Here is a 23,160-nt window from a genome sequence, read left to right as displayed (position 1 = left end):
GGTGGGGGACGGCCGGGCCAAGGGGGTGGGTACGCCGTGGGCGTCCCGCTTTTGGAATGTAGGCTTCCCCCGTCATTCCCGCGAAGGCGGGAATCCATAAACGCACTGATCGGATCAGAATCGCAGCGTCAGCGTCTATGGATTCCCGCCTTCGCGGGAATGACGATGAGGGTCTTCCGCTTCCCCTTCAGTCGAAATCCACCGCGATATTGTCGATCAGGCGGGTGGTGCCGAGCCGCGCCGCCGCCAGCAGCCGGGCGGGGCGGCCACGCACCGGATCGCGCAGCGTTTCGGCATCGACCAGCGCGACGTAGTCGGGGTCGAAGCCCGCGCGGGTGAGCGCGGCAAGCGCGCCGGCCACCGCGCTGGCGGGATCGTCGCCGCGCGAGAGCGCGCGTTCGGCGACGCCCAGCGCGCGGGGGAGTGCCACGGCGCGGGCGCGTTCGGCTTCATCGAGGTAGATGTTGCGCGAGGACAGGGCGAGGCCGTCGTCCTCGCGCTGGGTCGGCACGCCGACGATCTCGACGGGCAGGCTCAGGTCGGCGACCATGCGGCGGACCACCGCCAGTTGCTGGAAATCCTTTTCGCCGAAGAAGGCGGCGACCGGGCGCACCTGCCCGAACAGCCGGGCGACGACGGTGGCGACCCCGTCGAAATGGCCGGGGCGGTGCGCGCCGTCCAATACCTCGCTCACCCCCGATACCGAAACGGTAGTGGCGAACCCGGCCGGGTACATCTCGTCCACCTCGGGCGCCCACAGGATGTCGACGCCGTGGTCGGCCAGCATCTGCGCGTCGGCCGCCTCGCGCCGTGGATAACGAGCGAGGTCCTCGCCCGGGCCGAACTGTTTGGGGTTCACGAAGATCGAGACGACGGTGCGGGGCGCGCGGCGGCGCGCGGCATCGACCAGCGCCATGTGCCCGGCGTGGAGCGCGCCCATGGTGGGGACCAGCGCGACGCCCTCGCCGGCGTGGGCATACAGATCGAGGGCTTGGCGAAGCGCCTCCAACCGACGGATAATTTGCACGGCCGATGGCCCTTCGATATGGACGGGGGAGCGGCTTCTATGGGGCAAGTCGCCGGGTTTCAACAAGGATGGGCGTAAAGTTGGACGAGGGCACGGATCGGTTGCACGTCATCGTGTTCGCCAACGAGAAGGGCGGCACCGGCAAGTCGACGACGGCGGTCCATGTCGCGATCGCGCTGGCGGCGCGCGGCGCGCGGGTCGCGTGTTTCGACCTCGACCATCGCCAGCGCACGCTGGGGCGCTATCTCGACAACCGGCGCGACACGATGAAGCGCACCGGCCGCAACCTGCCGATGCCAGTATACGAGACGCATGACGGCGAGAGTCTCGACAGGTTCAACGACGCGCTGGGGCGGTTGACCGAACATGCCGATTTCCTGGTGATCGACACGCCAGGGCGCGACGACCGCTTCGCGCGGATCGCCGTCACCAACGCCGACACGCTGGTCACGCCGATGAACGACAGCTTCGTCGACTTCGACCTGATCGGCCATGTCGACCCCGACACGTTCAAGGTAACGCGGCCGAGCTTCTATTCCGAACTGATCTGGGAGACGCGCAAGCACCGCGCGCGCGCCGATGGATCGACGATCGACTGGATCGTGCTGCGCAACCGCCTGCAGCATATCGAGGCGCGCAACATGCGCCGCGTGTCGGAAGCGATCACCCAGTTGTCGAAGCGGGTCGGGTTTCGCACCGTGCCGGGACTGTCCGAACGGGTGGTCTATCGCGAGCTGTTTCCCTCGGGCCTCACCATGCTCGATCGCGGCGAGTTCGGCGAGATGGGGCTGGCGCATGTCGCGGCACGGCAGGAACTGCGCGAGATGATGGGCGGGCTGCAACTGCCCGAAACCACCGCCTCGGCTCCGGCGGCGGCCTGAACCGTCCATGCTGAAACTGGTCCTGATCGTCGCGGCGATCCTCGCCTTCTGGCTGTGGTTGCGCGCCAAGCCCAAAAAGGTCGGCGGCGAGGCGGAGGCGCGGGCGATCCTGGGGCTCGGCAAGGACGCGAGCGTCGCCGACATCCGCGCGGCGCACCGGCGGTTGATGCAGGCGGTCCACCCCGATCGCGGCGGGTCGGCCGATCTGGCGCGGCGGATCAATGCGGCGCGGGATGTGCTGTTGGGGCGGTTGCGGCATTAGGTCGGGTCGGAAGAAGGTGGGTTCACGCGAAGGCGCGGAGACGCGGAGGAAGAAGTAGAAGGGTTTTTCGTGCAGAGGCGCAGAGGCGCGGAGAGGCGTTGCATCTGCCGCGATAGCGGCTCTCCATTTCGGGGCCAGCCAGCGAGAGGCTTCGCCGGATCGGTACAGCCGTCACGCCTGCAACCTCTCTGCGCCTCTGCGCCTCTGCGCGAAAAATCTTCTTCCTTCCTCCGCGCCTCCGCGAGAACCAGACTTTCTTCTCATGGCTCGTCGATGAGCCGCCACGGCCGGGGAAACCAGCATGCGCCACCACTTCCACCCGACGTCGCTGCGCGAGTATGACATTCGCGGAGTCGTGGGAAAGACGCTGGGGACGGCGGATGCCCATGCGCTCGGGCGGAGTTTCGCGACGATCGTCCGGCGCGCTGGCGGCACGCGCGTCGTGGTGGGGCGTGACGGGCGGCTTTCGTCGCCCGCGCTGGAGGCGGCGCTGGTCGCGGGGTTGATCGCGAGCGGGGTCGATGTGGTGCGCGTCGGGCTGGGGCCGACGCCGATGCTATATTATGCCGAGGCAGTGCTGGAGGTGGATGGCGGCATCCAGATAACCGGCAGCCACAATCCCGCCGACCATAACGGCTTCAAGATGGTGGCGCAGCATCGCCCGTTCTTCGGCGAGGACATCCAGACGCTGGGCCGCATGGCGGCGGCGGGCGACTGGGAGGTAGGCGACGGCACCGTTTTGGACCATGTCGTCGAGGACGACTATGTCGGTCGGTTGATGGCCGGCTATGCCGGGGGCAGTTACCGTATCGGCTGGGACGCGGGCAATGGTGCCGCCGGCCCGGTGATCGAGAAGCTGGTGCAGCTCCTGCCGGGTGAGCATCATCTGTTGTTCACCGATGCGGACGGCAATTTTCCCAACCATCATCCCGATCCTTCCGAGGAGGCGAACCTTGCCGATCTCCGGCGGCTTGTCGCCGACAAGCGGCTCGATTTCGGACTGGCGTTCGATGGCGATGGCGACCGGATCGGCGCGGTCGATGGCGCGGGCCGGGTGGTGTGGGCCGACCAGTTGCTCGCGATCCTCGCCGAACCGCTGCTGAAGGAACTGCCCGGTGCCACGATCATCGCCGATGTGAAGGCGGGGCAGGGGCTGTTCGACCGTATCGCCGAGCTGGGCGGGACCCCCTGCATGTGGAAGACCGGCCACAGCCATATCAAGCGCCGGATGCAGGAGACGAACTCGCCCTTGTCGGGCGAGATGTCGGGGCATCTCTTCTTCGGGCAGGACTATTACGGGTTCGACGATGCGCTTTATGCCGCGGTGCGGCTGATCCGCGCGATCCACCTGTCGGGCCGTTCGTTGACCGAGTTGCGCGGGGCAATGCCGGTGATGGTCGACACGCCCGACCTCCGCTTTCAGGTCGACGAGGCGCGCAAGTTCGCGGTGATCGATGAGGTGCTGGGCAGGCTGGATGCGGCGGGGGTCGCGGTGAACCGCACCGATGGCGCGCGGGTGACGACGCCCGACGGCTGGTGGCTGCTGCGCGCGTCGAACACGCAGGACGTGCTGACCGCGCGCGCCGAGTCCGCCACGCCCGAGGGGTTGGCGCGGTTGCTGGCGCAGATCGACGGGCAACTGGCGCTGTCCGGCGTGACGCGCGGGTAGCGGGCGGCGCACCGATCCGCCGCGCAGGCTGGCTTTTCGTGGCGGTAGTTGCCATCTGGGCGCCATGGCCCAGCCGCAGATCATTCGTGTCGTCGACCTCGAAACCACGGGGCAGGCCCCGCCCGCGCATGGCGTGTGCGAGGTCGGCTGGCAGGATGTGGCGCTGGGCGAGGATGGCCGCTGGGAACTGCATGGCGAGGGCGGGCAGCATTTCGTGAATCCCGGCCGGCCGATCCCGGCGGTGACGCAGGCGGTCCACCATATCCTCGACGAAGAGGTGGCCGATGCGCCGTGGTGGCAGGACATCGCGCGCCGGGTGCTCGATCCCTATCCGCGGCGCATCGCGCTGGCGGCGCATCGCGCGGATTTCGAACAGAAATTCTGCACGTCGCAACTGACCCACGGTGCCGACTGGATCTGCACGTGGAAATGCGCGCTGCGGCTGTGGCCCGATTCGCCGGGATTCTCCAACCAGATGCTGCGCTATTGGCGTAAACCCCACGGCATGGTCCATGAACGCGGGCTGCCGGCGCACCGGGCGTTTCCCGATGCCTATGTCACCGCATTCCACCTGCGCGACATGCTGAACGAAGCGTCGCTCGCGCAGTTGATCGAATGGTCGCGGATACCGGGGCTGTTGCCGCGCGTGCGCTATGGCCCCGATCGTGGGCGCGAATGGACCGAGATCGACGATGATTCGCTCGATTCGTTCCTGACCGACCGGGACGAGGACGTCCGCTATACCGCGCAGACTGAACTGGCGCGGCGGCAGGGCGGCGGCGAGGTGAAGCGCAAGCGCAACGACTGGCTGCTGCTGTGAGCCGGATGCGGGTGGTGCGGGTGCATTGCCCGGTATCGGCGGTCGGCCTCGCGCGGATGCAGGCAGGCGACGGCGCGGCGATCGCCGACGAACCGGCACTGGCGGCGATCGTGGCGCTGGTGCGCGGCAGCGACGTGCTGGGCGCGATCGGTGGGTATCGCGGCGTGGTCGAACTGGGGTTCGGTCTGGAAAGCTTCGTGCCGGGCGAAGGCGCGAAGCCGACGACCGGGCGGGTCGGGCAGGCCGAGGTGGTGCCGTGCGTGGTCGTCAAAAGCTATGCCGCGATCGGGGCCGATCTGGGGCCGGTGCTGGCGGCGATGGCCGACGCGCATCCGTGGGAAGTCCCGGTGATCGAGGTGGGCGAGGTCGAGCTGTTCGGGGTGTAGATGCCTTCCGATCGGATCGTCACCCCAGCGAAGGCTGGGGTCTCGTGCGGCGCTTGTTCCGCGCTGTCACCGGGAGACCCCAGCCTTCGCTGGGGTGACGTTTTGGGCGCTCCGGTGATACCGCCGCTGGCAAAGCGTTACTGCTCCAGCGCCTTCCATGCCGCCACGAAGGCGCGGGCGCGCTCGCCGACGGTTTCGGCGTCCATGCCGGGGACGTAAAGCGCCGAGCCGAGGCCGTAGCCCGCCGCGCCCGCCTTGTGCCAGTCGGCCAGCACCGACGGCACGATGCCGCCGACCGGCAGCATCCGCACGTCGCGTGGCAGGACGGCGCGCATCGCCTTCATCACCGCCGGGCTGGCGGCTTCGGCGGGGAACAGTTTCAGCGCGGCGGCACCGGCTTCCAAGGCGGCAAAGGCTTCGGTCGGGGTCGCGATGCCGGGCATCGCCACCAGCCCGCGGTCCGCTGCCGCCGCGATGACGGCGGGGTTGGCGTTGGGCGAGATGATGAGCGTGCCGCCCGCCGCCTCGACCTGGCCCACCTGATCGAGCGTCAGCACGGTGCCCGCGCCGACGACGGCATAGCCGGCCAGCCGCTGCGACAGGCGGGTGATGCTCTCGTACGGGTCGGGCGAGTTGAGCGGTACTTCGACGATGGTGAAGCCGGCATCGAGCAGCGCGTCGCCGATCGCGTCTACCTCGTGCGGCTGGACGCCGCGCAGGATCGCGACCAGCGGGCAACGGGTGAAGGCGGCGTCGAAGGTGGCGAGGTGGCTCATGCGGACAACTTTCGAATGGCGGTGATACCGGCGATAAAGGCATCCTCGCAGCCGCTGACAATGGCGCGGCCGCCCAATGTCTCGATCGCGGTGGCATACAGGGTGGCGAGATCGCCGTCGGCGACGAGGTGGACGTCGCGGCCGTCGCCGATCCGGGCGGCAACGTCGCTGCCGATCAGGACGCCGCTGGCGTAGGAGGCGGCCTGGTGCTCGGGGCGCAGGCCGAGGACGTGCGCGGCGCGGATGCCGAACAGGCTGGCGGCAAGGTCGCGTCTGGCCCCTTCGCGCACACCGTCGCGAAAGGCGTCGTCCGCGCTCACCGGTGCTGCCAGTTGCGGGGCGAGGACGCCGCCGCCCTTGAGCAGCGCGAAGAGTTCGCCGGTCATCGCGGTGGTGAAGCCGGTGACGCGATTGTCGGTCAGCTCGACCCATTTGCAATGGGTGCCGGGCTGGCAGAGCAGCGCGTCGGCGGGCACCTGTCCGGCGAGGGCGGCGCCGAGCAACTGCACCTCTTCGCCGCGCATCACGTCGCCGTGGGTGCCGTTGGTGAACGACAGTCCCGGCACGATCGCGGTGCGACCGTCGATAGGGTGGAGCTGCGCGGCGATGTCGGCGATGCTTGCCGGAACCGCGACATAGGGCGCGACCTGCCAGCCGATCGTCGAGCCGACCATCCCCGCCATCAGCACGGGCAGGTCGCCCAGTTCGGCACGGATCGCGGCGAGTTCCTGCTCGTAGTCGGCGGCGGCCATCGCCGAGACACCCTTGGGCGAGCGGGCGACGGCGGTGATCCTCCCGTCCTCAATCCGGTAGGCGCGACGGTTGGTCGTGCCCCAGTCGAGGGCGAGGAACGGGCTCACCACCATGTCGCGTACAGCGCGATGAGGATCAGGATGACGCCGACGCCGGCGACGTTGAAGCCGGTCGAGGTCGCGTAGGAGACGTCGCGGGTATTGATCCGGTCAGCCCCGGCTGTCGCGGGACGAACAAGCGAAACCAGCATCGCCAACACGAGCGCGACGAAGAACACGATCATCATGCGGTCCATGAACGGGATGGCATTCATCACCGCCAGTCCCGAGAATGAGGGAATTTTTGTCCAGTCGAACCACATGAAAAGCGAGAGGAAGAACGATGCCAATGCTGCAGTCATCGCTCCCGCTTCGCTGGCCTTCTTCCAGAACAATCCCAGCAGGAAGATAACGGTGATGCCCGGCGTGAAGAAGCCGGAGAAATTCTGGATGTACTGGAACGCCTCATCTTCCTTGCCCAGCAGGGGGCGGGCGGTGACGATCGCGATGAGGATCGCGACGCTGGCGGCGATGCGGCCGATGCGCACCAGCTTGCGTTCCTGCGCCTTGTCCATCGCCCCGCTTTCGCTGGTGCGTTTGGCATAGAGGTCGAGGGTGAAGATCGTCGCGATCGAATTGATCTTGGACGCGGTCGACGCGATGATCGCGGCGATCAGCGCGGCGAAGACGAGACCGAGCAGCCCCGAAGGGAGCAGCCGCATCATCGTGGGATAGGCTTCGTCGGCCTTGGTGAGATCGGGCGCGAGCACCACGGCGGCGATGCCGGGCACCACGATCACCAGCGGCATCAGCAGCTTGAGGAACGCGGCGAAGACGATGCCCTTCTGCGCCTCGGGCAACGACTTGGCGGCGAGCGCGCGCTGGATGATATACTGGTTGAAGCCCCAGTAGCTCAGGTTCGCGATCCACATCCCGCCGATCAGCACCGACAGACCGGGCAATTTGTCGTAATTTGGATTGTCCGCCGACAGGATCATGTCGAACTTCTCGGGCGCGCGCCGGGTCAGTTCGTGGAAGCCGCCCAGCACGCCGGCCTCGCCGCCGATCTGCGACAGGGTGAGGTAGGAGATGGTGAGACCACCGAATACCAGCAGCGTGACCTGCACGATGTCGGTCAGTGCCACCGCCTTGAGGCCACCCTTCAACTGATAGAGCAGCGCGAACAGGCCGAGGCCGACCAGCGCCACCGTCTGATCCACGCCCGCCACCTGCGTTACGGCGATCGAACCGAGCCAGATGATCGAGGTGAGGTTCACGAAGACGTAGAGCGCCAGCCAGAACACTGCCATCAGCGTGCGGATCGACGGGCCGTACCGCTGTTCGAGGAACTGCGGCATCGTGTAGATTTCGTTGCGCAGGAAGATCGGCAGGAAGAATTTGCCGACGATCAACAGCGTCAGCGCCGCCATCCATTCATAGGACGCGATGGCAAGGCCGATGGCATAGCCCGATCCTGCCATGCCGACGATCTGTTCGGCCGAGATGTTGGCCGCGATCAGCGATGCGCCGATCGCCCACCAGGGGAGCGATTTGGACGCAAGGAAATAGTCCGAGCTATCCTTTTCATGTCCCCCCTTGTCGCGGCTCACCCACTGCGCAAGACCGAAGATGCCGATCGCGTAGATGATGACCACGATCAGATCGATCGTCGACAGGCGCATGGTTCCTCCCCCTCTCCGCAACGCTGGCGGACTTGGAGCAGGACAATTATACGACGATTGGAGGTTGTCCAGTGCGAAGCAACGAAACACGGCGGGAGGAGAGTGGCATGGCGGCGCGGATGAGCGGAATGCCGGGGGGAAATCTGACGCGGGCGACGCTCGACCTGCTCGGGCGCGCGATCGTCACCGGCGAATATGACGCGCGGCCGTTCCCGACCGAGGCGGAGATCGCCAAGACGCACGGCATCAGCCGGTCGGTAACGCGCGAGGCAGTGAAGATGCTGACCGCCAAGGGGCTGGTGAGCGCCCGGCCGCGGCAGGGGACGATCGTGCGCCCGGCGGCGGCGTGGAACCTGTTCGATCCCGACGTGCTGCACTGGCTGCTCGACCGGCAGTTTTCGGTCGAGCTGCTGCGCCACTTCAACCAGTTGCGCGTCGCGATCGAGCCCGAGGCGGCGGCGCTGGCGGCGGTGATGGGCGACGAGGCCGATCATGCGCGGGTCGCGGCGGGGCTCGACCGGATGGTCGCGGCGGAGCGGGGGGACGATGATCCGCTCGACGCCGACATCGCGTTTCATGTCGCGGTGCTGCTGGCGGCGAAGAACCCGTTCTACGCCCAGTTCCGCGAGACGGTGGCGACGGCGCTGCGCACCTCGATCCGTTTCACCAACACCATCGTCGGGAGGTCGGCGAGCATCGAGCAGCATGCGGCGGTGGCCGAGGCGATCATCGCGCGCGATCCGGTGGCGGCGCGGGGCGCGATGCGGGCGATCATCGGGGACGTGCTGGATCTGATCGATGCGCCGGGGGCTGGGTAGGTTGGAGAGTCGTGCGGATCGTCAGTTTGCGGGCAGTCGCTTTGGCGCGGCGGCTGAATGGCGGGATTTTGGCGGTTTGCAGCCCGGCAGCTTTCGGCCCTAAGATGGCCACAGCAGCCGTTCAGAGGTGACCTTTGCAGCGCGAAGTCTGGTTCGAGAAGGTGGCTTGGAGTTACGTGCCTTGCCACTGGAAGGGGTTCGCGGTGATGGCGGCCATAATCATCCCGACCGTTACGGCGATCCTCTTAGAGCAAATGACGCTAAACCGGCTCGGCTATCCCAACGCGGACTTGTTGGCTTTCGCCATCTTCTTTGTGCCCGCGCTATTTTCGCTTCTAGTGATCGCGAAGCGGCACAGCTGAATGGGCAACCGCTTTCAGGGAGGCGTGAAGCATCGCTCGAGGACCAGGATTGGGCGTTCGCCGACGATCCGCTATGGATTTACGCCTTATACTAACCGTTCTGCATGCCAAGCGATGTGGTCGGGCATGAACGTCGAGATACAGTAATAGCTGTGGTCATATCCCGGCTGCATGCGGAGCGTGCAGCCGATGCCGGCTTTTTCGCAGGCGTCGACCAGTAGCTGCGGGCGGAGCTGCTCTTCAAGGAACGGGTCAGCGTCGCCCTGGTCGATCAGCAGGTCGTTGATCCGCGTGCCATCCTCGATCAGCGCGACGGCGTCCGCGCCGCGCCATGCGCTGCGATCGGTGCCGAGATAGCCGGCCAAGGCCTTTTCGCCCCATGGCACCTGCGACGGGGCGACGATCGGGGCGAAGGCGCTGACCGAGGCGAAGCGGTCGGGGTTGCGCAGGGCAAGGGTGAGCGCGCCGTGGCCGCCCATCGAATGGCCCATGATCGATTGCCGGCTGCAATCGAGCAACGGAAATTCGGCGGCGATCAGCGCGGGCAGCTCGTCCTCGATGTACGAGCGCATGCGGTAGTTGGCGGCCCATGGCTCCTCGGTCGCATCGACGTAGAAGCCCGCGCCGAGGCCGAAGTCCCACGCACCCTCCGGGTCGTCGGGCACCCCTTCGCCACGCGGCGAGGTGTCGGGGGCGATGAAGGCGATGCCGTGCTGCGCGCAGGCCGCCCGAAACTCGCCCTTGTCGGTGACGTTGGCGTGGGTGCAGGTGAGGCCCGAGAGATACCACAGCACCGGCGCGCGCTGCCCCTCCGCCAGGGGCGGGACATAGACCGAGAAGGTCATGGCCGTGCCCGTCGCGGTCGAGGCGTGGGCGTAGACGCCTTGGGTGCCGCCATGGGCGCGCGTGGTCGAGATGGTTTCCATCAGGCGGGTGATGGCAGCTTGTCGAGCATCTTGTCGAGGGTGATCGGATAGTCGCGTATCCGCACGCCGCAGGCGTTGTAGATCGCATTGGCCACCGCCGCGCCGACGCCGCAGATGCCGAGTTCGCCGACACCCTTGGCCTTCATCGGCGTGGAATAGGGGTCGGCCCCGCCCAGGAACACCACTTCCTGATGCGGAATATCGGCATGGACCGGGACTTCATAGCCGGCCAGATCATGGTTGACGAAGAAGCCGAAGCGCTTGTCGACCGCGAGGTCCTCCATCAGCGCCGCGCCCGCGCCCATTACCATGCCGCCGATCACCTGGCTGCGCGCGGCCTTCGGGTTCAGGATGCGCCCGGCGTCGCAGACCGCCAGCATGCGGCGGATGCGGGTTTCGCCGGTGAAGCCGTGGACCGCGACCTCGACGAAATGGCCGGCGAAGGTCGCCTGCGCGGTGCGCTTGGCGATGTCGCCATAGTCGATGCCGTCCTCGGCGGTGATCGCGCCGCCGCGCGCGGCATCGGCCAGCGCCATGGCGCGCCCGCCGCCCGTCACCTGTCCGCCGGTGAAATCGACGTCGCCGGTCAGGCCGAGCTTCGCCGCGATCTGTTCGCGCAGCTTCATGCAGGCGGCATAGACACCCGCCGTCGAATTGGCCGCACCCCATTGCCCGCCCGATCCGGCCGAGACGGGAAAGCGGCTGTCGCCCAGCCGGACGTTGATCCGGTCGAGCCCGACGCCCATCGTTTCCGCCGCGGTCTGGGCGATGATGGTGTAGGTGCCGGTGCCGATGTCGGTCATGTCGGTTTCGACGGTGATCCGGCCATCGGTTTCCAACCGGACGCGCGCCGCCGACTTCATCAGCATATTGTTGCGAAAGCCGCTGGCTACGCCCATGCCGATGAACCACTGGCCCTCGCGCACCGATGCCGGAGTCGTCTGTCGCCGGTTCCAGCCGAAGCGTTCCGCCCCGGTGCGCAGGCATTCGATCAGCCGGCGTTGCGAATAGGGGCGGTCGGGTTTTTCGGGATCGACCTGCGTGTCGTTTTTGATGCGGAACTCGATCGGGTCGAGCTTCAGCTTCTCGGCCATCTCGTCCATCGCGACTTCGAGCGCCATGAGGCCGGGGGCCTCGCCCGGCGCGCGCATCGCATTGCCTTCGGGCAGGTCGAGGACGGCGAGGCGCATCGCGGTCAGCCGGTTGGCCCCGGCATAGAGCAGTTTGGTCTGCGCGACCGCCGCTTCGGGACCGCCGCCGGGCAGGTCGCCCGATCCGCTTTCATGCGCGATCGCGGTGATCGTGCCGTCGGCGGTGCAGCCCATGCGGATGCGCTGGATCGTCGCCGGGCGGTGGGTGGTGTTGTTGATGATGAGCGGGCGTTGCAGCGCGACCTTGACCGGTCGCCCCGCCGCCTTCGCGCCGAGCGCCGCCAGCACCGCATCGGCGCGCACGAACAGCTTTCCGCCGAAGCCGCCGCCGATGTAAGGCGAATCGAGCCGGACCTTCTCCTTGGGAATGCCGAGCGTCTTGGCGACGTCGCCCTTGCCCCAGTTTATCATCTGGTTGGAGGTCCAGACGGTAAGCTCGTCACCGTTCCATGCCGCGATCGAGGCATGCGGCTCCATCATCGCATGGCTATGGTCGGGGGTGGTGTATTCGGCGTCGAGCTTGACCGGAGCGGCGGCATAGGCACCGTCGAAATCGCCGACGCGGCCGATCGGCGCGCCGCTGTCCGCACCTTCGAGCGGGGCCGATTTGAGTGCTTCGGCGAGATCGTAGCGGCCCTGCGCGCGGACATAATCGACCCGCAGCAGCTTGGCGGCGGCGCGCGCCTGTTCGAACGTCTCGGCAACGATCAGCGCCACCGCCTGATGATAATGTTCGATTTCCGGCCCGGCGAGCAGGCGGGCGGTGTTCATGTCGCCCTTGCCCAGGTTGCCCGCATTGGCGGCGGTGACGACCGCCAGCACGCCGGGCGCACGGCGCGCGTCGGCCATGTCGATGCCGCCGATCCGCCCCTTGGCGATCGCGCTGCCGACGACATAGCCATAGGCCTGGTTGGCGGCGACATCGTGGCGTTCATAGGCATAGGGCGCGGTGCCGGTAGTCTTGAACTTGCCGTCGATCCGGTCGGTCGGCTTGCCGATGACCTGCATCCGGTCGATCGGGTTCGTGCCTGCGGGCGAATCGAACTTCATGCGCGGGCTTCCTTCACTTCGGCGAGGACGGCGGCGAGCGTGCGCTCGACCAGCGGCAGTTTGAACGCATTGTCCTTCGTCGGGCGGGCATCGGCGAGCAGGCGGGCGGTTACTGCCTTGGCACCCTGCGGCAGCGCGGCCTCGGCCGCTTCGACCCGCCACGGGCGCGGGGCGATGCCGCCGATCGCAACCTGCCCGGTGCCGTCGCGGCGGATAATCGCCGCGACCGAGACGAGCGCATAGGCATAGGAGGCGCGGTCGCGGACCTTGTGATAGACATGCGTGCCCGCCACCGGGCGCGGCAGGGTAACGGCGGTGATGAGCTCGCCGGGTTTCAGCACCGTGTCGAGGTGCGGCGTGTCGCCGGGCAGGCGGTGGAACTCGCCCAGGGAAATGGTGCGGGTCGCGCCACCGGCATCGACCGTCTCGACGTTGGCGCCCAGCGCGCGCATCGCGACCGCCATGTCACCGGGATAGGTGGCGATGCAATGCTGGCTGGTGCCGATGACGCCCAGTTGCCGGCTGTAGCCGCCGATCGCGGCGCAGCCCGAACCGGGCTTGCGCTTGTTGCACGCCTGATCGGTGTCGTAGAAATAGGGGCAGCGGGTCCGCTGGAGCAGATTGCCCGCCGTCGTCGCCTTGTTGCGGAGCTGTCCGCTCGCCCCGGCGACGATCGCGCGGGTGAGCACGCCATAGTCGCGGCGGACGCGGTCGTGGCTCGCCAGATCGGTGTTGGTGACGAGCGCACCGATGCGCAGGCCGCCGTCCGACGTGCGTTCGATCTTGTTCAGTCCCAGATCGCGCAGATCGACCAGATGGGGCGGCGTCTCCACCTCCAGCTTCATCAGGTCGAGCAGGTTGGTGCCGCCGGCGATGAAACGCGCGCCGGGGGCTTTCGCGACGGCGGCGGCGGCCTGCGCCGGGCTGGTCGCACGTTCGTAGGTAAAGGCCCTCATGCGCGTCCTCCCGCGACGTCGGTCATCGCATCGACGATGTTGGAATAGGCACCGCAGCGGCAGATGTTGCCGCTCATCCGCTCGCGCATCTCGGTCGCGTCGAGCGGGGAGCGGCGGGTGATGTCGGCGGTCGCGTGGCTGGGTACGCCCTTGCGGATTTCGTCGAGCACCGCGACCGCCGAGCAGATTTGCCCCGGGGTGCAATAGCCACACTGATAACCGTCATGCTTGACGAATGCCGCCTGCATCGGGTGCAGCGCGCCGGGGCGGCCCAGCCCCTCGATCGTCGTTACCTTGTCGCCCTGGTGCATCACCGCCAGCGTCAGGCAGCTATTGATGCGCGTGCCGTTGACCAGCACGGTGCAGGCACCACACTGGCCATGGTCGCAGCCCTTCTTGCTGCCGTTGAGCTTCAGATGCTCGCGCAGCGCGTCGAGCAGCGTGGTGCGCGTGTCGAGCGTCAGCTCGCGGCGCTGGCCGTTCACCTCCAGCGTGACGGGCAGCATCGTCGGCGCGGGGAGGGGTGCGCCCTGCGCCGAGGCGGCCGGCACGGCGGTGAGCGCCGCCGAGGCCGCGCCGGCGACGAGCACGCCGCGACGGGAAACTTCTAGATCGCCGGGACCGGGCATGGGGGATTCCTGAAAGACAGACGGACGACGGGATACGGCCGGCATGGCACCGGTCATCACGGGCGTAACGCATCGAAACCGCGCCGTATCCGGTACGCTATCGATCCGACCCGTCCGGGGTTCCCCCTCGGGGAGAATATCAGGAAAAAATGGTGCTGCCGGTGAGGATTGAACTCACGACCTCAGCCTTACCAAGGATGCGCTCTACCACTGAGCTACGGCAGCACTGCAAGCCGGGGGGAACCCCTCGACTGCGGGAGGCGCCTATGTGCAGGGGTGGGCGGTATTGTCAAGCGATGCGTTGTCAGTTTGCCGGTAAAAAGCGTAAAGGACGCTGCATGAGCGACGACGAACGCAAGGACCGGTTGGCACAGGCGCTGCGCCAGAACCTGCGCCGCCGCAAGGCGCAGGCGCGTGGCGAGGAGGCCGTGCCGCCGCCCGCCGCGCCGGAGCGCCCCGCCGACTGACGCCGGGCGGGGTGCCATTGACAGCGTGGCTGACTGCCGACACCGCTGTCGTCAAACGACGGGTGGAGGAGGCTGGAATGCGCGGATGGTGGCTGTTGCTCGTCATGATGGTGCTGGGGCAGGGGGCATGCGCCGCCCCGGCGGCCGCGCCGGCCGGATCACCGGTCGCGCTGCATGGGCGGCTGGCGGTCAAGGGCAACCGCGTGGTCGATGCCGCGGGAAAGCCCTATGCGGTGCGGGGCATGTCGCTGTTCTGGAGCCAGTGGCAGCCGCGTTATTATGATCCGGCGACGGTCGCATGGCTGGTGCGCGACTGGCGGGTGAGCGCGGTCCGCGCGGCGATCGGCGCGCAGTCGGGCGGCTACGATACGCAACCGGCGGCGGAAACGGCGCGCGCCGAGGCGGTGATCGACGCGGCGATCGCGCAAGGCATCTATGTCGTGGTCGACTGGCACGCGCACCAGCCGCGCGCCGACGACGCGGTGCGGTTCTTCTCGCACATCGCCACCAAATATCGCGGCGTGCCGAACCTGATCTACGAGACGTATAACGAACCGCTGCCCGAGCATGGCTGGGCGAACGTGCTGAAACCCTATCATGTCAAAGTGATCGGCGCGATCCGCGCGATCGATCCGCAAGCCTTCGTGGTGGCGGGAACGCGAAGCTGGTCGCAGGATGTCGACGAGGCGGCGGCCGATCCGCTGCCCTTCGCCAATGTCGCCTATACGCTGCATTTCTATGCCGCGACGCACAAGGCGGAACTGCGCGCCAAGGCGGATATGGCCTTGAAGCGTGGCATCGCGCTGTTCGTCACCGAATATGGCACTACCGCCGCCAACGGCGATGCTCCGATCGATGCGGCCGAGACGCGGGCATGGTGGAAATGGTGCGCGAGGAACGGCGTCAGCTATCTGAACTGGTCGGTCGCGAACAAGGACGAGGCGTCGGCGATCCTGAAGCCGACGACGCAAGGCGTGGCAGAGTGGCGCGAGGATGAGCTGACCGAATCGGGCCGGCTGGTGCGGGGGCATCTGCGCGGCATCGCGCGGTAGCCTGCCCCCCTCCCTGACAAGGGAGGGGCTGGGGGTGGGTAGGTTTGGGGCGGGTGCCGGCGTTCCCTCGCGGGCCAAGCCACCCCCAACCCCTCCCTTCCAGGTAGGGGAGAAGATGGACCAAAACGCAAAACAGCGGCCCCTTTGCAGGGACCGCCGTTTCTCGTTGCAACTGGCGTCCGATCAGAACCGGAAGCTGGCACCGGCGCGGAACTGGCGGCCGATCAGGCCGGCATAGTGCCACGTCGTCAGGAAGTTCGGCGCGCTGGCATAGGCGGCCGGGGCGACCGGAGCCTTCACGTCGAACAGGTTCTTCACGTTCAGGAAGAACGAGAAATTGTCGCTGACCTTGGCGGTGCCGTTCAGGTCGACGTTGATGAACCGCTTGACGTAGCAGAAGGTCTGATCCTGCGGCGACGAGCGGGTGTAGAGGTTGCCGGTATCGCAGATGCGCGGCAGCCCCTGATCCTCCGACACCGACTGGATACGGCCGGTGTAATAGGTGGTCGCCGACAGCGCGAACTGGCCGAAGTCGATCGTGTTCTGCCAGTTGCCGCGCCAGTTGGGCGTGCCGTTGCCCGACGACAGGTCATATGGTCCGAGCGTACCGGCATAGTTCTGCACGTCGCCCGCACCGGTGCCGGTGACGAGGTTGTATTCGAAGATATGCGTCACTTCGACGCGGCTGGTGAACTTGATCGTGTCGGTGATCGGCGCGGTGATCGTGGCGGCCAGATCTATGCCCTCGGTGACGGCATAATTGGCGTTCACATAGGGCACGTTGATGATGAGCACGCGCGGGAGGGCGTTGGGGAAGTTCGGATCGGTGCCGTCGACGCTGTTGACCGAATAGCCCTGGCCGATCGCCGCGACCGCCGCCTGTGCCGCCGCGAGATTCGCCGAGTTATAGTACGCCTCGACCGCCTTGCCGACCAGCGGGCCGGTGACGATCAGGTTCTTCTTCTTCACGTTGTAATAGTCGGCGGTGAAGCTGAACCACGGCACCGGCTGGAAGATCACGCCGGCGGTGAAGCTGCGCGAGGTTTCCGGTTCGAGCGCCGGGTTGCCGGCGACGCCGCGACCCAGCGAATAGGACAGGTTGTACGGATTGCCGTTGGCCGAGCAGGCCGCCGCCGTGCCGGTGCCGCCGTGCTGGAGGATGAAGTTGCACGGCGGGGTAGTGGTGACGAAGCCGGCATATTGGCTGCGCGCGCCCGATTCGGCGAAGGTGGGGGCGCGGAACCCTTGGCTATAGGTGCCGCGGAACGCCAGTTCGCGCACCGGGGTCAGCTTGAAACCGACCTTGGGCGAGAAGCGGCCGAAACCTTCCGAATAATGATCGTAGCGGCCCGACACGTTCACATCGAGCTTTTCGAGGAGCGGCATGTCCGCCTCGAAATAGGCCGCCGACACGGTATGCGCGCCGAACGCCGAGGCGGTCGTCAGGCCATAGGTGTCGAGGTTCACGTTCTGGTTGTTGTTCTCCAGCGTCTCGCGCCGCACCTGACCGCCGATCGCGACCTGCAGCGGGCCGCCGGGCAGGTCGAACAGCCGCGCGGTCAGCGAGGCGTCGACCGATGCCATCGTCGAGAACGACGGGGTGGTCTTGTCGGGGGCGATGGTGTCGCGCACCGCCTGGCTGTTCGACTGCGGATTGACGAAGTTGTACGAGCCGGTGTTGATCGCGCGCAGCGTCTGGGCGATGTTGAGCAGCCCGTGCTGGGTGATCTCCATCTCGTCGCGGGCATAGACGCCCTCGACCCGCCAGCCGAAACGGTCGTCGTCGAAGCTGCCGTTCAGGCCGGCGGCGGCGCGATAGACCTCGTTCTTGCGGTCGCTGCCCGCCGGAATGTCGCCGAACAGATAATAGATGCGCGCGGCACCGTTGTTCGGATCGTTGGCGTACGCCGTGGCGAACGGGTTGTTCGGGTTCAGGCGGCGGTCGCTGGCGGTCGCGCAGTTGGTGCCGGCCGAACAGATATAGACCGGCAGCACGATGCCCGGATTCGACGAGGCGACCGAGGGCGCGGCACCGAACGGCTGCGTTGCGCGGATCGCGGCCGGCGTACCCTTGATGCTCACGTCGCTGCGGCTGTACATCGCGGTGATGTAGCCCTCGACGTTGTCGCCAAGGCGGACGCTCAGGCGGGCGTTCAGGGCATAGCGCTCCTGAAGCGGCTGGATCTGGCGATATTTGTCGACCAGATCGTATTTGCAGCCGGTGCCCTGCACTGCGGTCGTGTTGACGGTGAAGGTATCGCGCGCGCAGTTGCCGAGGCCCAGCGCCTGATACTGGTTCGACAGCGGTGCGCCGGCCTGACCCGACAGCGGGTTGTTGAGGTCGCTCTGGCGGACGCGGGCGACATAGGCGGTCGGCACGTTGACCGTCATCGAGCTGTCGCTGGCGTTGTTGTCTAGCCCGCCGATCCGGGTCAGATCCTGCGTGTTGTACGGGAAGCCGCGGCTGGAGTTGGAGACGCGGCCGTCGCGCTGATATTCACCGTTGACGAAGACGTTCCAGCCATTGGCTTCATAGTCGCCGGTGCCGACCGTCAGGTGGACGCGCTGGTGCGAGGCGTCGCCACGCTCGGCGATGCCGCCTTCGACGAGGCCGTCGACGCCGGTGAACTGCTTCTTGAGGATGACGTTGACGACGCCGCCGATCGCATCCGCGCCATAGGTCGACGATGCGCCGTCCTTGAGCACCTCGACCCGGTCGACGAGGCTGAACGGAATCGAGTTCAGATCGACATAGGCGTTGTGGCCGTCGTCGTTCAGCGGGAAGTTGGCCGAGCGCAGCCCGTCGATCACCACCAGCGTCGAGGAGACGCCGAGGCCGCGCAGCGACACGGCCGAGCCGCCCGCCGAGAAGCCGCTCTGGAATCCGGTGCCGATCGATCCGGCGCTGTCGGCCGAGATCGAGCGGATCGCGTCCGACACGTTGGTGATGCCGGCCTTGGCCAGCGTGTCCGACGTCAGCACCGTGACCGGCGAGGGGGTTTCGGTGTCGGTGCGGCGCAGCAGCGATCCGGTGACGACGATGGTGTCGCCCTCACCCTGATCGGCGGTGCCCTGCACGGTCGTGGGGTCGGTGGCCTGTGCCTGCGCTTCCAGCGCGCCGGGCGAGGCCGGGGTCGTCTGGGCAGCGGCGGGGCCGGCGATCAGCGCGACGGCAAGCGACAGGGTAGCGGCACCCGCGACGAGGCGCGAGCGACCGGTGATGGTCGTCATATCGTGAATTTCCTCCCGGCAACGATGGCGATACCCCCGTATCGCCCGGCCTTGGTGCAACTTGTGTGCAAGTGCGGCAGGCTCGTAAAGCGTTATGGAAACAATATGATACAATTCATATGCGCATGTTGCGCTTCTATCACACCGTCGAAAGGATGAGCAGGATCAACGCAGTATCGTCGGATCTGCGGAGCGCAGCGCCGCGAGGATGGTGGCGATGACCAGCTTGTCGTCGTTGCGCAGAAAATGTCCGCCGGGCAGGCCGATCACCTGTGCCTTCGTGCCGGCGAGCGTCGGGCACAGGCTCTCGCGCTCGTCGCGGCCATGGATGCAGATGACCGGTGCCCAGTCGAGCCGCCGCATTCCCGCCGAGGGCCATGCGTCGGGGGTGCCGTGATAGAGGATGCCGGTCGGGTCCGAGCGGAAGAACACGCTTTGCGCCGGCACGACGACGTTGATCGCGGCGATATGCGGGCGCAGGTCGGCGGGCAGGTCGGGTGCCACCGCCGAAACGATGTCGGCGCCGAACGACTGGCCCATCAGCAGTACGCGGGTCGCGCCGGTCCGCGCCATCGCGGTGCGGATGGCGTTGGCGACGATCGCGTCGGCCTCCGCCCGGCTGCGGCGCGTGCCGAAGGTGACGGGCGAACTGACGCCGACCACCGGGATGCCGTGCGCGGCGAGCGCGGGGACGACCTTTGCGCCGAGCCCGAAGCGCAGCCCCATGTCGCCCGACAGATAGACCGCCACGACCTTCGGGTTGCGCTCGCCGTTGCCGCGGAACAGGCGCAGCGCGTGATTGTCGATCAGGTGCAGCGCGGGGGCGGCGAGCGCCAGCAGCACCAGCAGCCCGGCGGCGAGCGCCGACCAGCCGAGGATACGACGGCGAGCGCCGCGCCGCTGACGGGGGGAGCGGGTCATAGGGCCTCCTCAAGATCGAACCGGGCATCGGCGGGCGGGAACGGCGCGGCGGGCTGCGGCCGGCCGATCAGGCGCGAGAGGTCGCGCAATCCTTTCAGGAGCGCGACGCCGGTCGGCCCCGCAATGTAACGCGGCTCCCATGCGGGGGCGAATTTCTCCTTGTAGGTGCGCAGGCCGCGAAAGCCGTAGAAGCGCTCGCCATGCCGGAACACGAACGCCGCCGCCTTGGCCCATGCCGGGGCCAGCCGGCGGTCCTCGATCCCTGACAAGGGCGCCATGCCGATCGAGAAGCGGGCATAGCCCTGTCCTTTCGCCCACAGCATCAGGTTCACCATCAGGAAATCCATCGTCCCCCCCGGCGCATCCTCGCGGTGGCGCATCAGGTCGACGGAGGCTTCGGTGCGGCCGGCGGTGAGCCACAGATTGGCGAAGGCGACGATCCGCCCGTCGATCCGCACCAGCCCCATGTCGAAATGGGCGAGATAGGCGGGATCGAAATGGCCGAGGCTGAACCCCTTTTCCTGCTGGCCCTTGATCCGCAGCCATTCGTCGGAAACCTCGGTGATCTCGGTCAGGATCGTATCGAGCCGCGCGGCGGGGACGATCTCCAGCACCGCGCCCTTGCGTGCCACCGCGCGTTCGGATTTGCGCAGCGTGCGCAGACGCGGGGTGTCGAGCGTGAACTCCGTGAGGTCGACCACCGCATCCTCGCCGAACTTCACGATGGTCAGCCCCATGCCGATCGCGATGTCGAGCACCGGCGAGGAGACTTCGTAGAGCAGCAGCCGGCCCTGTTCGCGGTCGGCGAGATCGCGCAGGTTCCACAACAGCTCGCCCCATGCGGCACGCGGGCCGACGGGATCGCCCATCACGATCCAGCTCGCGCCCGATACCTGATACATCAGGAACGCATCGCCCTCCGCCGACAGCAGGAAGCGTTTGTCGCCGGTCAGCGCGAGCATCGCATCGGTGCGGACCGCCTGATCCAGAATGTCGCGGACGCTGCGCTGGTCGGCGACGCTCGCCTGCAACCCCGCGCGGACGCGCGACGGGGCCATCAGCCGCCAGACGCACGCCGCCGCCAGCACCACCGCGACCCCCAGCAGCGCGCGCAGGAAGCGCGGCGCATCGCTGTAGAGCGCGAAGCGCCACCACAGGTCGTCAGAATAGGGGACGTGGCGATAGGCGAAGAACCCCGACCAGATCGTCAGGCCGATCACCGCCACCATCGATGCCAGCCACGGCAGCGCGATCGGCTGGCTGGTGAGCGTGGTGCGGCGGTAGAAGGCGCTGCGCGTCCATTGCAGCAGCGCGACGAGGATCAGGCAGACGCAGGCCTCTTCGTAATCGATCCCCTTGCCGAGCGAAAAGACCGCCCCTGCGATCAACAGCGTGCGGGCGGCGACGAACGCGCCATCGAGGCGGCGGTAGAGCGCCGGAGCGAGCAGCAGGAGCGTGGTGCCGATCAGGCTGGCCGCGACGTTGCTCGCCTCGATCAGCGGCAATGGCAGCAGATCGGCGAGGTCGCCCATCCGCCCGTGGATCGAGGGGAGCGAGCCCGACAGCAGCAGCATCGCCCCGCCCAGAAACGTCGCCGCGCCGAGCGCCAGCGGGGCCACGCCGGTGGCGACCGCGCGCAGGCCGGTCAGCCACCGGCTGTGCCGCCGCCGCGCGCCTTCATACACGGCGAGCAGCGCGACACCGAGGCCGAGCGGCAGCAGATAATAGACGACGCGGTAGGCGATCAGCGCGGCGAACAGCGTGGCGCGATCGACCGGCACCACCGCCAGCACCACCGCCTCGAACACGCCGATGCCGCCCGGAACGTGGGTGACGACCGCCGCGACCATGCCGAGGGTGAAGGCGAGGATGAAGGCGGGCAGCAGCGCGGCCTGTCCCCCCGGGATCAGCACGAACAGCGCCGTGCTGGCAAAGGCGATGTCGACGACGGCGATGCCGATCTGCGCCAGCGCTTGGGCGAGGCTGGGCAGCGGAACGGCCATGCCGAACAGGCGGAGCGGGCGGGGGGCGAAGGCGCAGCCGGCGAGGAGCGCGATGGTGAGCGCGAGAACGCCCATGCCCAGCGCCCGGGTCGCGCCTTGCCCCAGCGTCCACCCCGCCAGCGTCAGCGCGCCGTCATGGAGGAGGAGTGCTACGCCGCCGACCGTGACCACCCCGGCCCAGAAGGTGCCGCTGGCCACCGCGACGACGCGGGCGACATCCGGCCCGTCGAGCCCCGCGCCGCTGTAGATGCGGTAGCGCGCCGACCCGCCGGTCAGCAGCGACAGGCCGAGATTGTGGCTGAGCGTATAGCTGGTGAACGAGGCGAGCGCGGCGGTGCGCCACGGCAGCGGCCGGCCGATGACGCGAAGCGCCAGCACGTCGTAGAAGGTGAGCGCGAGATAGCTGCCCGCGGTACACAGCAGCGCGAGGACGACCCGCACCGGCGAGAGCGCATGGATCGCATGGGCCACGTCGTCGAAGCGGATTTCGCGGGTCAGCGTCTCCAGCGCGGTGAAGCCCAGCGCGACGAGCGCGGCGACCAGCAGGATGCCGATCGCGGTGCGATGGCGGGCGAGGAAGGCGCGGGGGTCAGGCACCGGGCAGCCGATCGATCCGGTGCCACGTCTGGCTGCGGCAGATCAGCCCGCCAAGCATGCAGCCCGCGATCCGCAGGCGATCGGGCGCGGGTTGTTCGATCCGCGAGGCGAAGCGGGTGCCGAGGTCGGGGACGAACACCGTGCCGCGCCAGCCATGCGTGCCGTCGCTGCGATAGTCTTCGAGCAGTTCGGTGCCGATCAGCCGGGTGATGCCACCATCGCCGGCATGCGCGCGCGCCGATGGACTGGCCCACACCACCCGGCCGCACAGCATCGTCCCGCACGGACCGGTCCGCACCGCGACATCGGCATGCGGCCCGATCCAGTCGCCCACCGGCACCGCGTCGGCGGCCAGCGCCGGGCTGGCCAGCCCGAGCGTCAGCGATGCGCCCCAAGCCATCCACCGTTTCATCGTCGCGCCCCCGTTGTTCATGAGGACACTTTTGCCCGGGCGCAGCTTGCCGCAGGGTCAGCGCGCGCTGAACAATCGGTAATGTTGGAGCGCGAAGGCGCGACGTTTGGCTGAGCGGACCGAAATCAATTCCAGCTCATCGTCATTCCCGCGAAGGCGGGAATCCATAGACGCTACCGTTTCGACTCCTGCCGGATCGTCGGCGTGTATGGATTCCCGCCTGCGCGGGAATGACGGGCAAGTTGTGGGGGCGGCTTCAAACAAAAACCCCCGCCCCGGTCGGCCGGGGCG

General features: G+C 67.7%; 21 protein-coding genes and 1 tRNA gene. 9 read left to right on the top strand and 13 right to left on the bottom strand.

Annotated elements, in window-relative coordinates; all coding sequences use genetic code 11:
- Positions 1-187: 187 nt before the first annotated feature.
- On the bottom strand, positions 188-1,027 hold the full coding sequence (gene panC / locus LRA89_RS05395) for a pantoate--beta-alanine ligase (protein ID WP_230769327.1): 840 nt from the start codon (positions 1,025-1,027) through the stop codon (positions 188-190).
- 80 nt (positions 1,028-1,107) lie between these two features.
- On the opposite strand from panC, the gene LRA89_RS05390 reads away from it, so the two are divergent.
- From LRA89_RS05390 to LRA89_RS05370, 5 genes are all read left to right on the top strand, one after another.
- Positions 1,108-1,908 (top strand): division plane positioning ATPase MipZ, encoded by an 801-nt coding sequence (locus LRA89_RS05390; protein ID WP_230769326.1) that lies wholly within the window; start codon positions 1,108-1,110, stop codon positions 1,906-1,908.
- Between the two features lie 7 nt (positions 1,909-1,915).
- The gene (locus LRA89_RS05385) at positions 1,916-2,170 is read left to right on the top strand and encodes a J domain-containing protein (RefSeq protein ID WP_056495886.1); all 255 of its coding nucleotides are present in this window, start codon (positions 1,916-1,918) and stop codon (positions 2,168-2,170) included.
- A 301-nt stretch (positions 2,171-2,471) separates the two neighbouring features.
- A complete protein-coding gene (gene pgmG, locus LRA89_RS05380; RefSeq protein ID WP_230769325.1) occupies positions 2,472-3,839 on the top strand; it encodes a phosphoglucomutase/phosphomannomutase PgmG in 1,368 nt (455 codons plus the stop codon).
- A gap of 64 nt (positions 3,840-3,903) precedes the next feature.
- On the top strand, positions 3,904-4,659 hold the full coding sequence (locus LRA89_RS05375) for an exonuclease domain-containing protein (RefSeq protein WP_055760862.1): 756 nt from the start codon (positions 3,904-3,906) through the stop codon (positions 4,657-4,659).
- 5 nt (positions 4,660-4,664) lie between these two features.
- Positions 4,665-5,045 carry a hypothetical protein gene (locus LRA89_RS05370; RefSeq protein WP_230769479.1) on the top strand — a complete coding sequence of 127 codons (381 nt, stop codon included), beginning with the start codon at positions 4,665-4,667 and terminating at the stop codon, positions 5,043-5,045.
- A gap of 137 nt (positions 5,046-5,182) precedes the next feature.
- On the opposite strand, the gene LRA89_RS05365 is transcribed toward LRA89_RS05370, so the two are convergent.
- The 3 genes from LRA89_RS05365 to LRA89_RS05355 are packed head-to-tail and all read right to left on the bottom strand — an operon-like array spanning position 5,183 to position 8,294.
- Positions 5,183-5,821 (bottom strand): 2-dehydro-3-deoxy-6-phosphogalactonate aldolase, encoded by a 639-nt coding sequence (locus LRA89_RS05365; RefSeq protein ID WP_230769324.1) that lies wholly within the window; start codon positions 5,819-5,821, stop codon positions 5,183-5,185.
- Positions 5,818-6,687 (bottom strand): 2-dehydro-3-deoxygalactonokinase, encoded by an 870-nt coding sequence (locus LRA89_RS05360; RefSeq protein WP_230769323.1) that lies wholly within the window; start codon positions 6,685-6,687, stop codon positions 5,818-5,820. The genes LRA89_RS05365 and LRA89_RS05360 overlap by 4 nt, the downstream gene beginning before the upstream one ends.
- On the bottom strand, positions 6,678-8,294 hold the full coding sequence (locus LRA89_RS05355; protein WP_230769322.1) for a sodium/sugar symporter: 1,617 nt from the start codon (positions 8,292-8,294) through the stop codon (positions 6,678-6,680). The genes LRA89_RS05360 and LRA89_RS05355 overlap by 10 nt, the downstream gene beginning before the upstream one ends.
- Positions 8,295-8,413: 119 nt before the next feature.
- Here LRA89_RS05355 and LRA89_RS05350 point away from each other — a divergent pair, with 119 nt between their 5' ends.
- Both LRA89_RS05350 and LRA89_RS05345 read left to right on the top strand, forming a co-directional pair.
- Positions 8,414-9,112, top strand: a complete 699-nt coding sequence (locus LRA89_RS05350; RefSeq protein WP_230769321.1) for a FadR/GntR family transcriptional regulator — start codon at positions 8,414-8,416, stop codon at positions 9,110-9,112.
- Positions 9,113-9,246: 134 nt separating this feature from the next.
- Entirely contained in the window at positions 9,247-9,474 is a 228-nt protein-coding gene (locus LRA89_RS05345) for a hypothetical protein (RefSeq protein ID WP_230769320.1), read from the top strand.
- Between the two features lie 86 nt (positions 9,475-9,560).
- Here LRA89_RS05345 and fghA read toward each other — a convergent pair whose 3' ends face one another.
- The 5 genes from fghA to LRA89_RS05320 form a co-directional block, all read right to left on the bottom strand.
- A complete protein-coding gene (gene fghA, locus LRA89_RS05340) occupies positions 9,561-10,400 on the bottom strand; it encodes an S-formylglutathione hydrolase (protein WP_230769319.1) in 840 nt (279 codons plus the stop codon).
- A complete protein-coding gene (paoC, locus tag LRA89_RS05335) occupies positions 10,400-12,601 on the bottom strand; it encodes an aldehyde oxidoreductase molybdenum-binding subunit PaoC (RefSeq protein WP_230769318.1) in 2,202 nt (733 codons plus the stop codon). The genes fghA and paoC overlap by 1 nt, the downstream gene beginning before the upstream one ends.
- Positions 12,598-13,557, bottom strand: a complete 960-nt coding sequence (locus LRA89_RS05330) for an FAD binding domain-containing protein (protein ID WP_230769317.1) — start codon at positions 13,555-13,557, stop codon at positions 12,598-12,600. The genes paoC and LRA89_RS05330 overlap by 4 nt, the downstream gene beginning before the upstream one ends.
- Complete coding sequence (gene paoA, locus LRA89_RS05325; protein WP_230769316.1) at positions 13,554-14,186, bottom strand: aldehyde dehydrogenase iron-sulfur subunit PaoA; 633 nt, start codon at positions 14,184-14,186, stop codon at positions 13,554-13,556. The genes LRA89_RS05330 and paoA overlap by 4 nt, the downstream gene beginning before the upstream one ends.
- A 150-nt stretch (positions 14,187-14,336) precedes the next feature.
- Positions 14,337-14,411 (bottom strand) — tRNA-Thr (locus LRA89_RS05320).
- 113 nt (positions 14,412-14,524) lie between these two features.
- On the opposite strand from LRA89_RS05320, the gene LRA89_RS20455 reads away from it, so the two are divergent.
- Together LRA89_RS20455 and LRA89_RS05315 are read left to right on the top strand one after the other, a co-directional pair.
- Positions 14,525-14,653, top strand: coding sequence for a hypothetical protein (locus tag LRA89_RS20455; RefSeq protein ID WP_268795705.1), 129 nt, complete (start codon positions 14,525-14,527; stop codon positions 14,651-14,653).
- 77 nt (positions 14,654-14,730) lie between these two features.
- The gene (locus LRA89_RS05315) at positions 14,731-15,705 is read left to right on the top strand and encodes a glycoside hydrolase family 5 protein (RefSeq protein WP_230769315.1); all 975 of its coding nucleotides are present in this window, start codon (positions 14,731-14,733) and stop codon (positions 15,703-15,705) included.
- 183 nt (positions 15,706-15,888) lie between these two features.
- On the opposite strand, the gene LRA89_RS05310 is transcribed toward LRA89_RS05315, so the two are convergent.
- From LRA89_RS05310 to LRA89_RS05295, 4 genes are all read right to left on the bottom strand, one after another.
- On the bottom strand, positions 15,889-18,936 hold the full coding sequence (locus tag LRA89_RS05310; protein ID WP_230769314.1) for a TonB-dependent receptor plug domain-containing protein: 3,048 nt from the start codon (positions 18,934-18,936) through the stop codon (positions 15,889-15,891).
- A 165-nt stretch (positions 18,937-19,101) separates the two neighbouring features.
- Positions 19,102-19,857, bottom strand: a complete 756-nt coding sequence (locus LRA89_RS05305; RefSeq protein ID WP_230769313.1) for a virulence factor — start codon at positions 19,855-19,857, stop codon at positions 19,102-19,104.
- Entirely contained in the window at positions 19,854-22,457 is a 2,604-nt protein-coding gene (mprF, locus tag LRA89_RS05300; protein ID WP_230769312.1) for a bifunctional lysylphosphatidylglycerol flippase/synthetase MprF, read from the bottom strand. Before mprF ends, LRA89_RS05305 begins: the two co-directional genes overlap by 4 nt.
- On the bottom strand, positions 22,450-22,869 hold the full coding sequence (locus LRA89_RS05295) for a DUF2147 domain-containing protein (protein WP_230769311.1): 420 nt from the start codon (positions 22,867-22,869) through the stop codon (positions 22,450-22,452). Before LRA89_RS05295 ends, mprF begins: the two co-directional genes overlap by 8 nt.
- Positions 22,870-23,160 lie beyond the last annotated feature (291 nt).

This window comes from Sphingomonas sp. Leaf4 (genome assembly GCF_920939515.1).
Taxonomy (GTDB): Bacteria; Pseudomonadota; Alphaproteobacteria; order Sphingomonadales; family Sphingomonadaceae; genus Sphingomonas.
Note: the sequence above shows the minus strand (reverse complement) of the source record. Positions and strands in the feature narration are given on the sequence as shown.

What these genes read in the sequence shown, in the direction of transcription:
- LRA89_RS05385 (WP_056495886.1), top strand. Translation starts at nt 1,916, where the DNA reads ATGCTGAAACTGGTCCTGATCGTCGCGGCGATCCTCGCCTTCTGGCTG.
- pgmG (WP_230769325.1), top strand. Translation starts at nt 2,472, where the DNA reads ATGCGCCACCACTTCCACCCGACGTCGCTGCGCGAGTATGACATTCGC.
- LRA89_RS05375 (WP_055760862.1), top strand. Translation starts at nt 3,904, where the DNA reads ATGGCCCAGCCGCAGATCATTCGTGTCGTCGACCTCGAAACCACGGGG.
- LRA89_RS05370 (WP_230769479.1), top strand. Translation starts at nt 4,665, where the DNA reads ATGCGGGTGGTGCGGGTGCATTGCCCGGTATCGGCGGTCGGCCTCGCG.
- LRA89_RS05365 (WP_230769324.1), bottom strand. Translation starts at nt 5,821, where the DNA reads ATGAGCCACCTCGCCACCTTCGACGCCGCCTTCACCCGTTGCCCGCTG.
- LRA89_RS05360 (WP_230769323.1), bottom strand. Translation starts at nt 6,687, where the DNA reads ATGGTGGTGAGCCCGTTCCTCGCCCTCGACTGGGGCACGACCAACCGT.
- LRA89_RS05355 (WP_230769322.1), bottom strand. Translation starts at nt 8,294, where the DNA reads ATGCGCCTGTCGACGATCGATCTGATCGTGGTCATCATCTACGCGATC.
- LRA89_RS05350 (WP_230769321.1), top strand. Translation starts at nt 8,414, where the DNA reads ATGAGCGGAATGCCGGGGGGAAATCTGACGCGGGCGACGCTCGACCTG.
- fghA (WP_230769319.1), bottom strand. Translation starts at nt 10,400, where the DNA reads ATGGAAACCATCTCGACCACGCGCGCCCATGGCGGCACCCAAGGCGTC.
- paoC (WP_230769318.1), bottom strand. Translation starts at nt 12,601, where the DNA reads ATGAAGTTCGATTCGCCCGCAGGCACGAACCCGATCGACCGGATGCAG.
- LRA89_RS05330 (WP_230769317.1), bottom strand. Translation starts at nt 13,557, where the DNA reads ATGAGGGCCTTTACCTACGAACGTGCGACCAGCCCGGCGCAGGCCGCC.
- paoA (WP_230769316.1), bottom strand. Translation starts at nt 14,186, where the DNA reads ATGCCCGGTCCCGGCGATCTAGAAGTTTCCCGTCGCGGCGTGCTCGTC.
- LRA89_RS20455 (WP_268795705.1), top strand. Translation starts at nt 14,525, where the DNA reads ATGAGCGACGACGAACGCAAGGACCGGTTGGCACAGGCGCTGCGCCAG.
- LRA89_RS05315 (WP_230769315.1), top strand. Translation starts at nt 14,731, where the DNA reads ATGCGCGGATGGTGGCTGTTGCTCGTCATGATGGTGCTGGGGCAGGGG.
- LRA89_RS05310 (WP_230769314.1), bottom strand. Translation starts at nt 18,936, where the DNA reads ATGACGACCATCACCGGTCGCTCGCGCCTCGTCGCGGGTGCCGCTACC.
- LRA89_RS05305 (WP_230769313.1), bottom strand. Translation starts at nt 19,857, where the DNA reads ATGACCCGCTCCCCCCGTCAGCGGCGCGGCGCTCGCCGTCGTATCCTC.
- LRA89_RS05295 (WP_230769311.1), bottom strand. Translation starts at nt 22,869, where the DNA reads ATGAAACGGTGGATGGCTTGGGGCGCATCGCTGACGCTCGGGCTGGCC.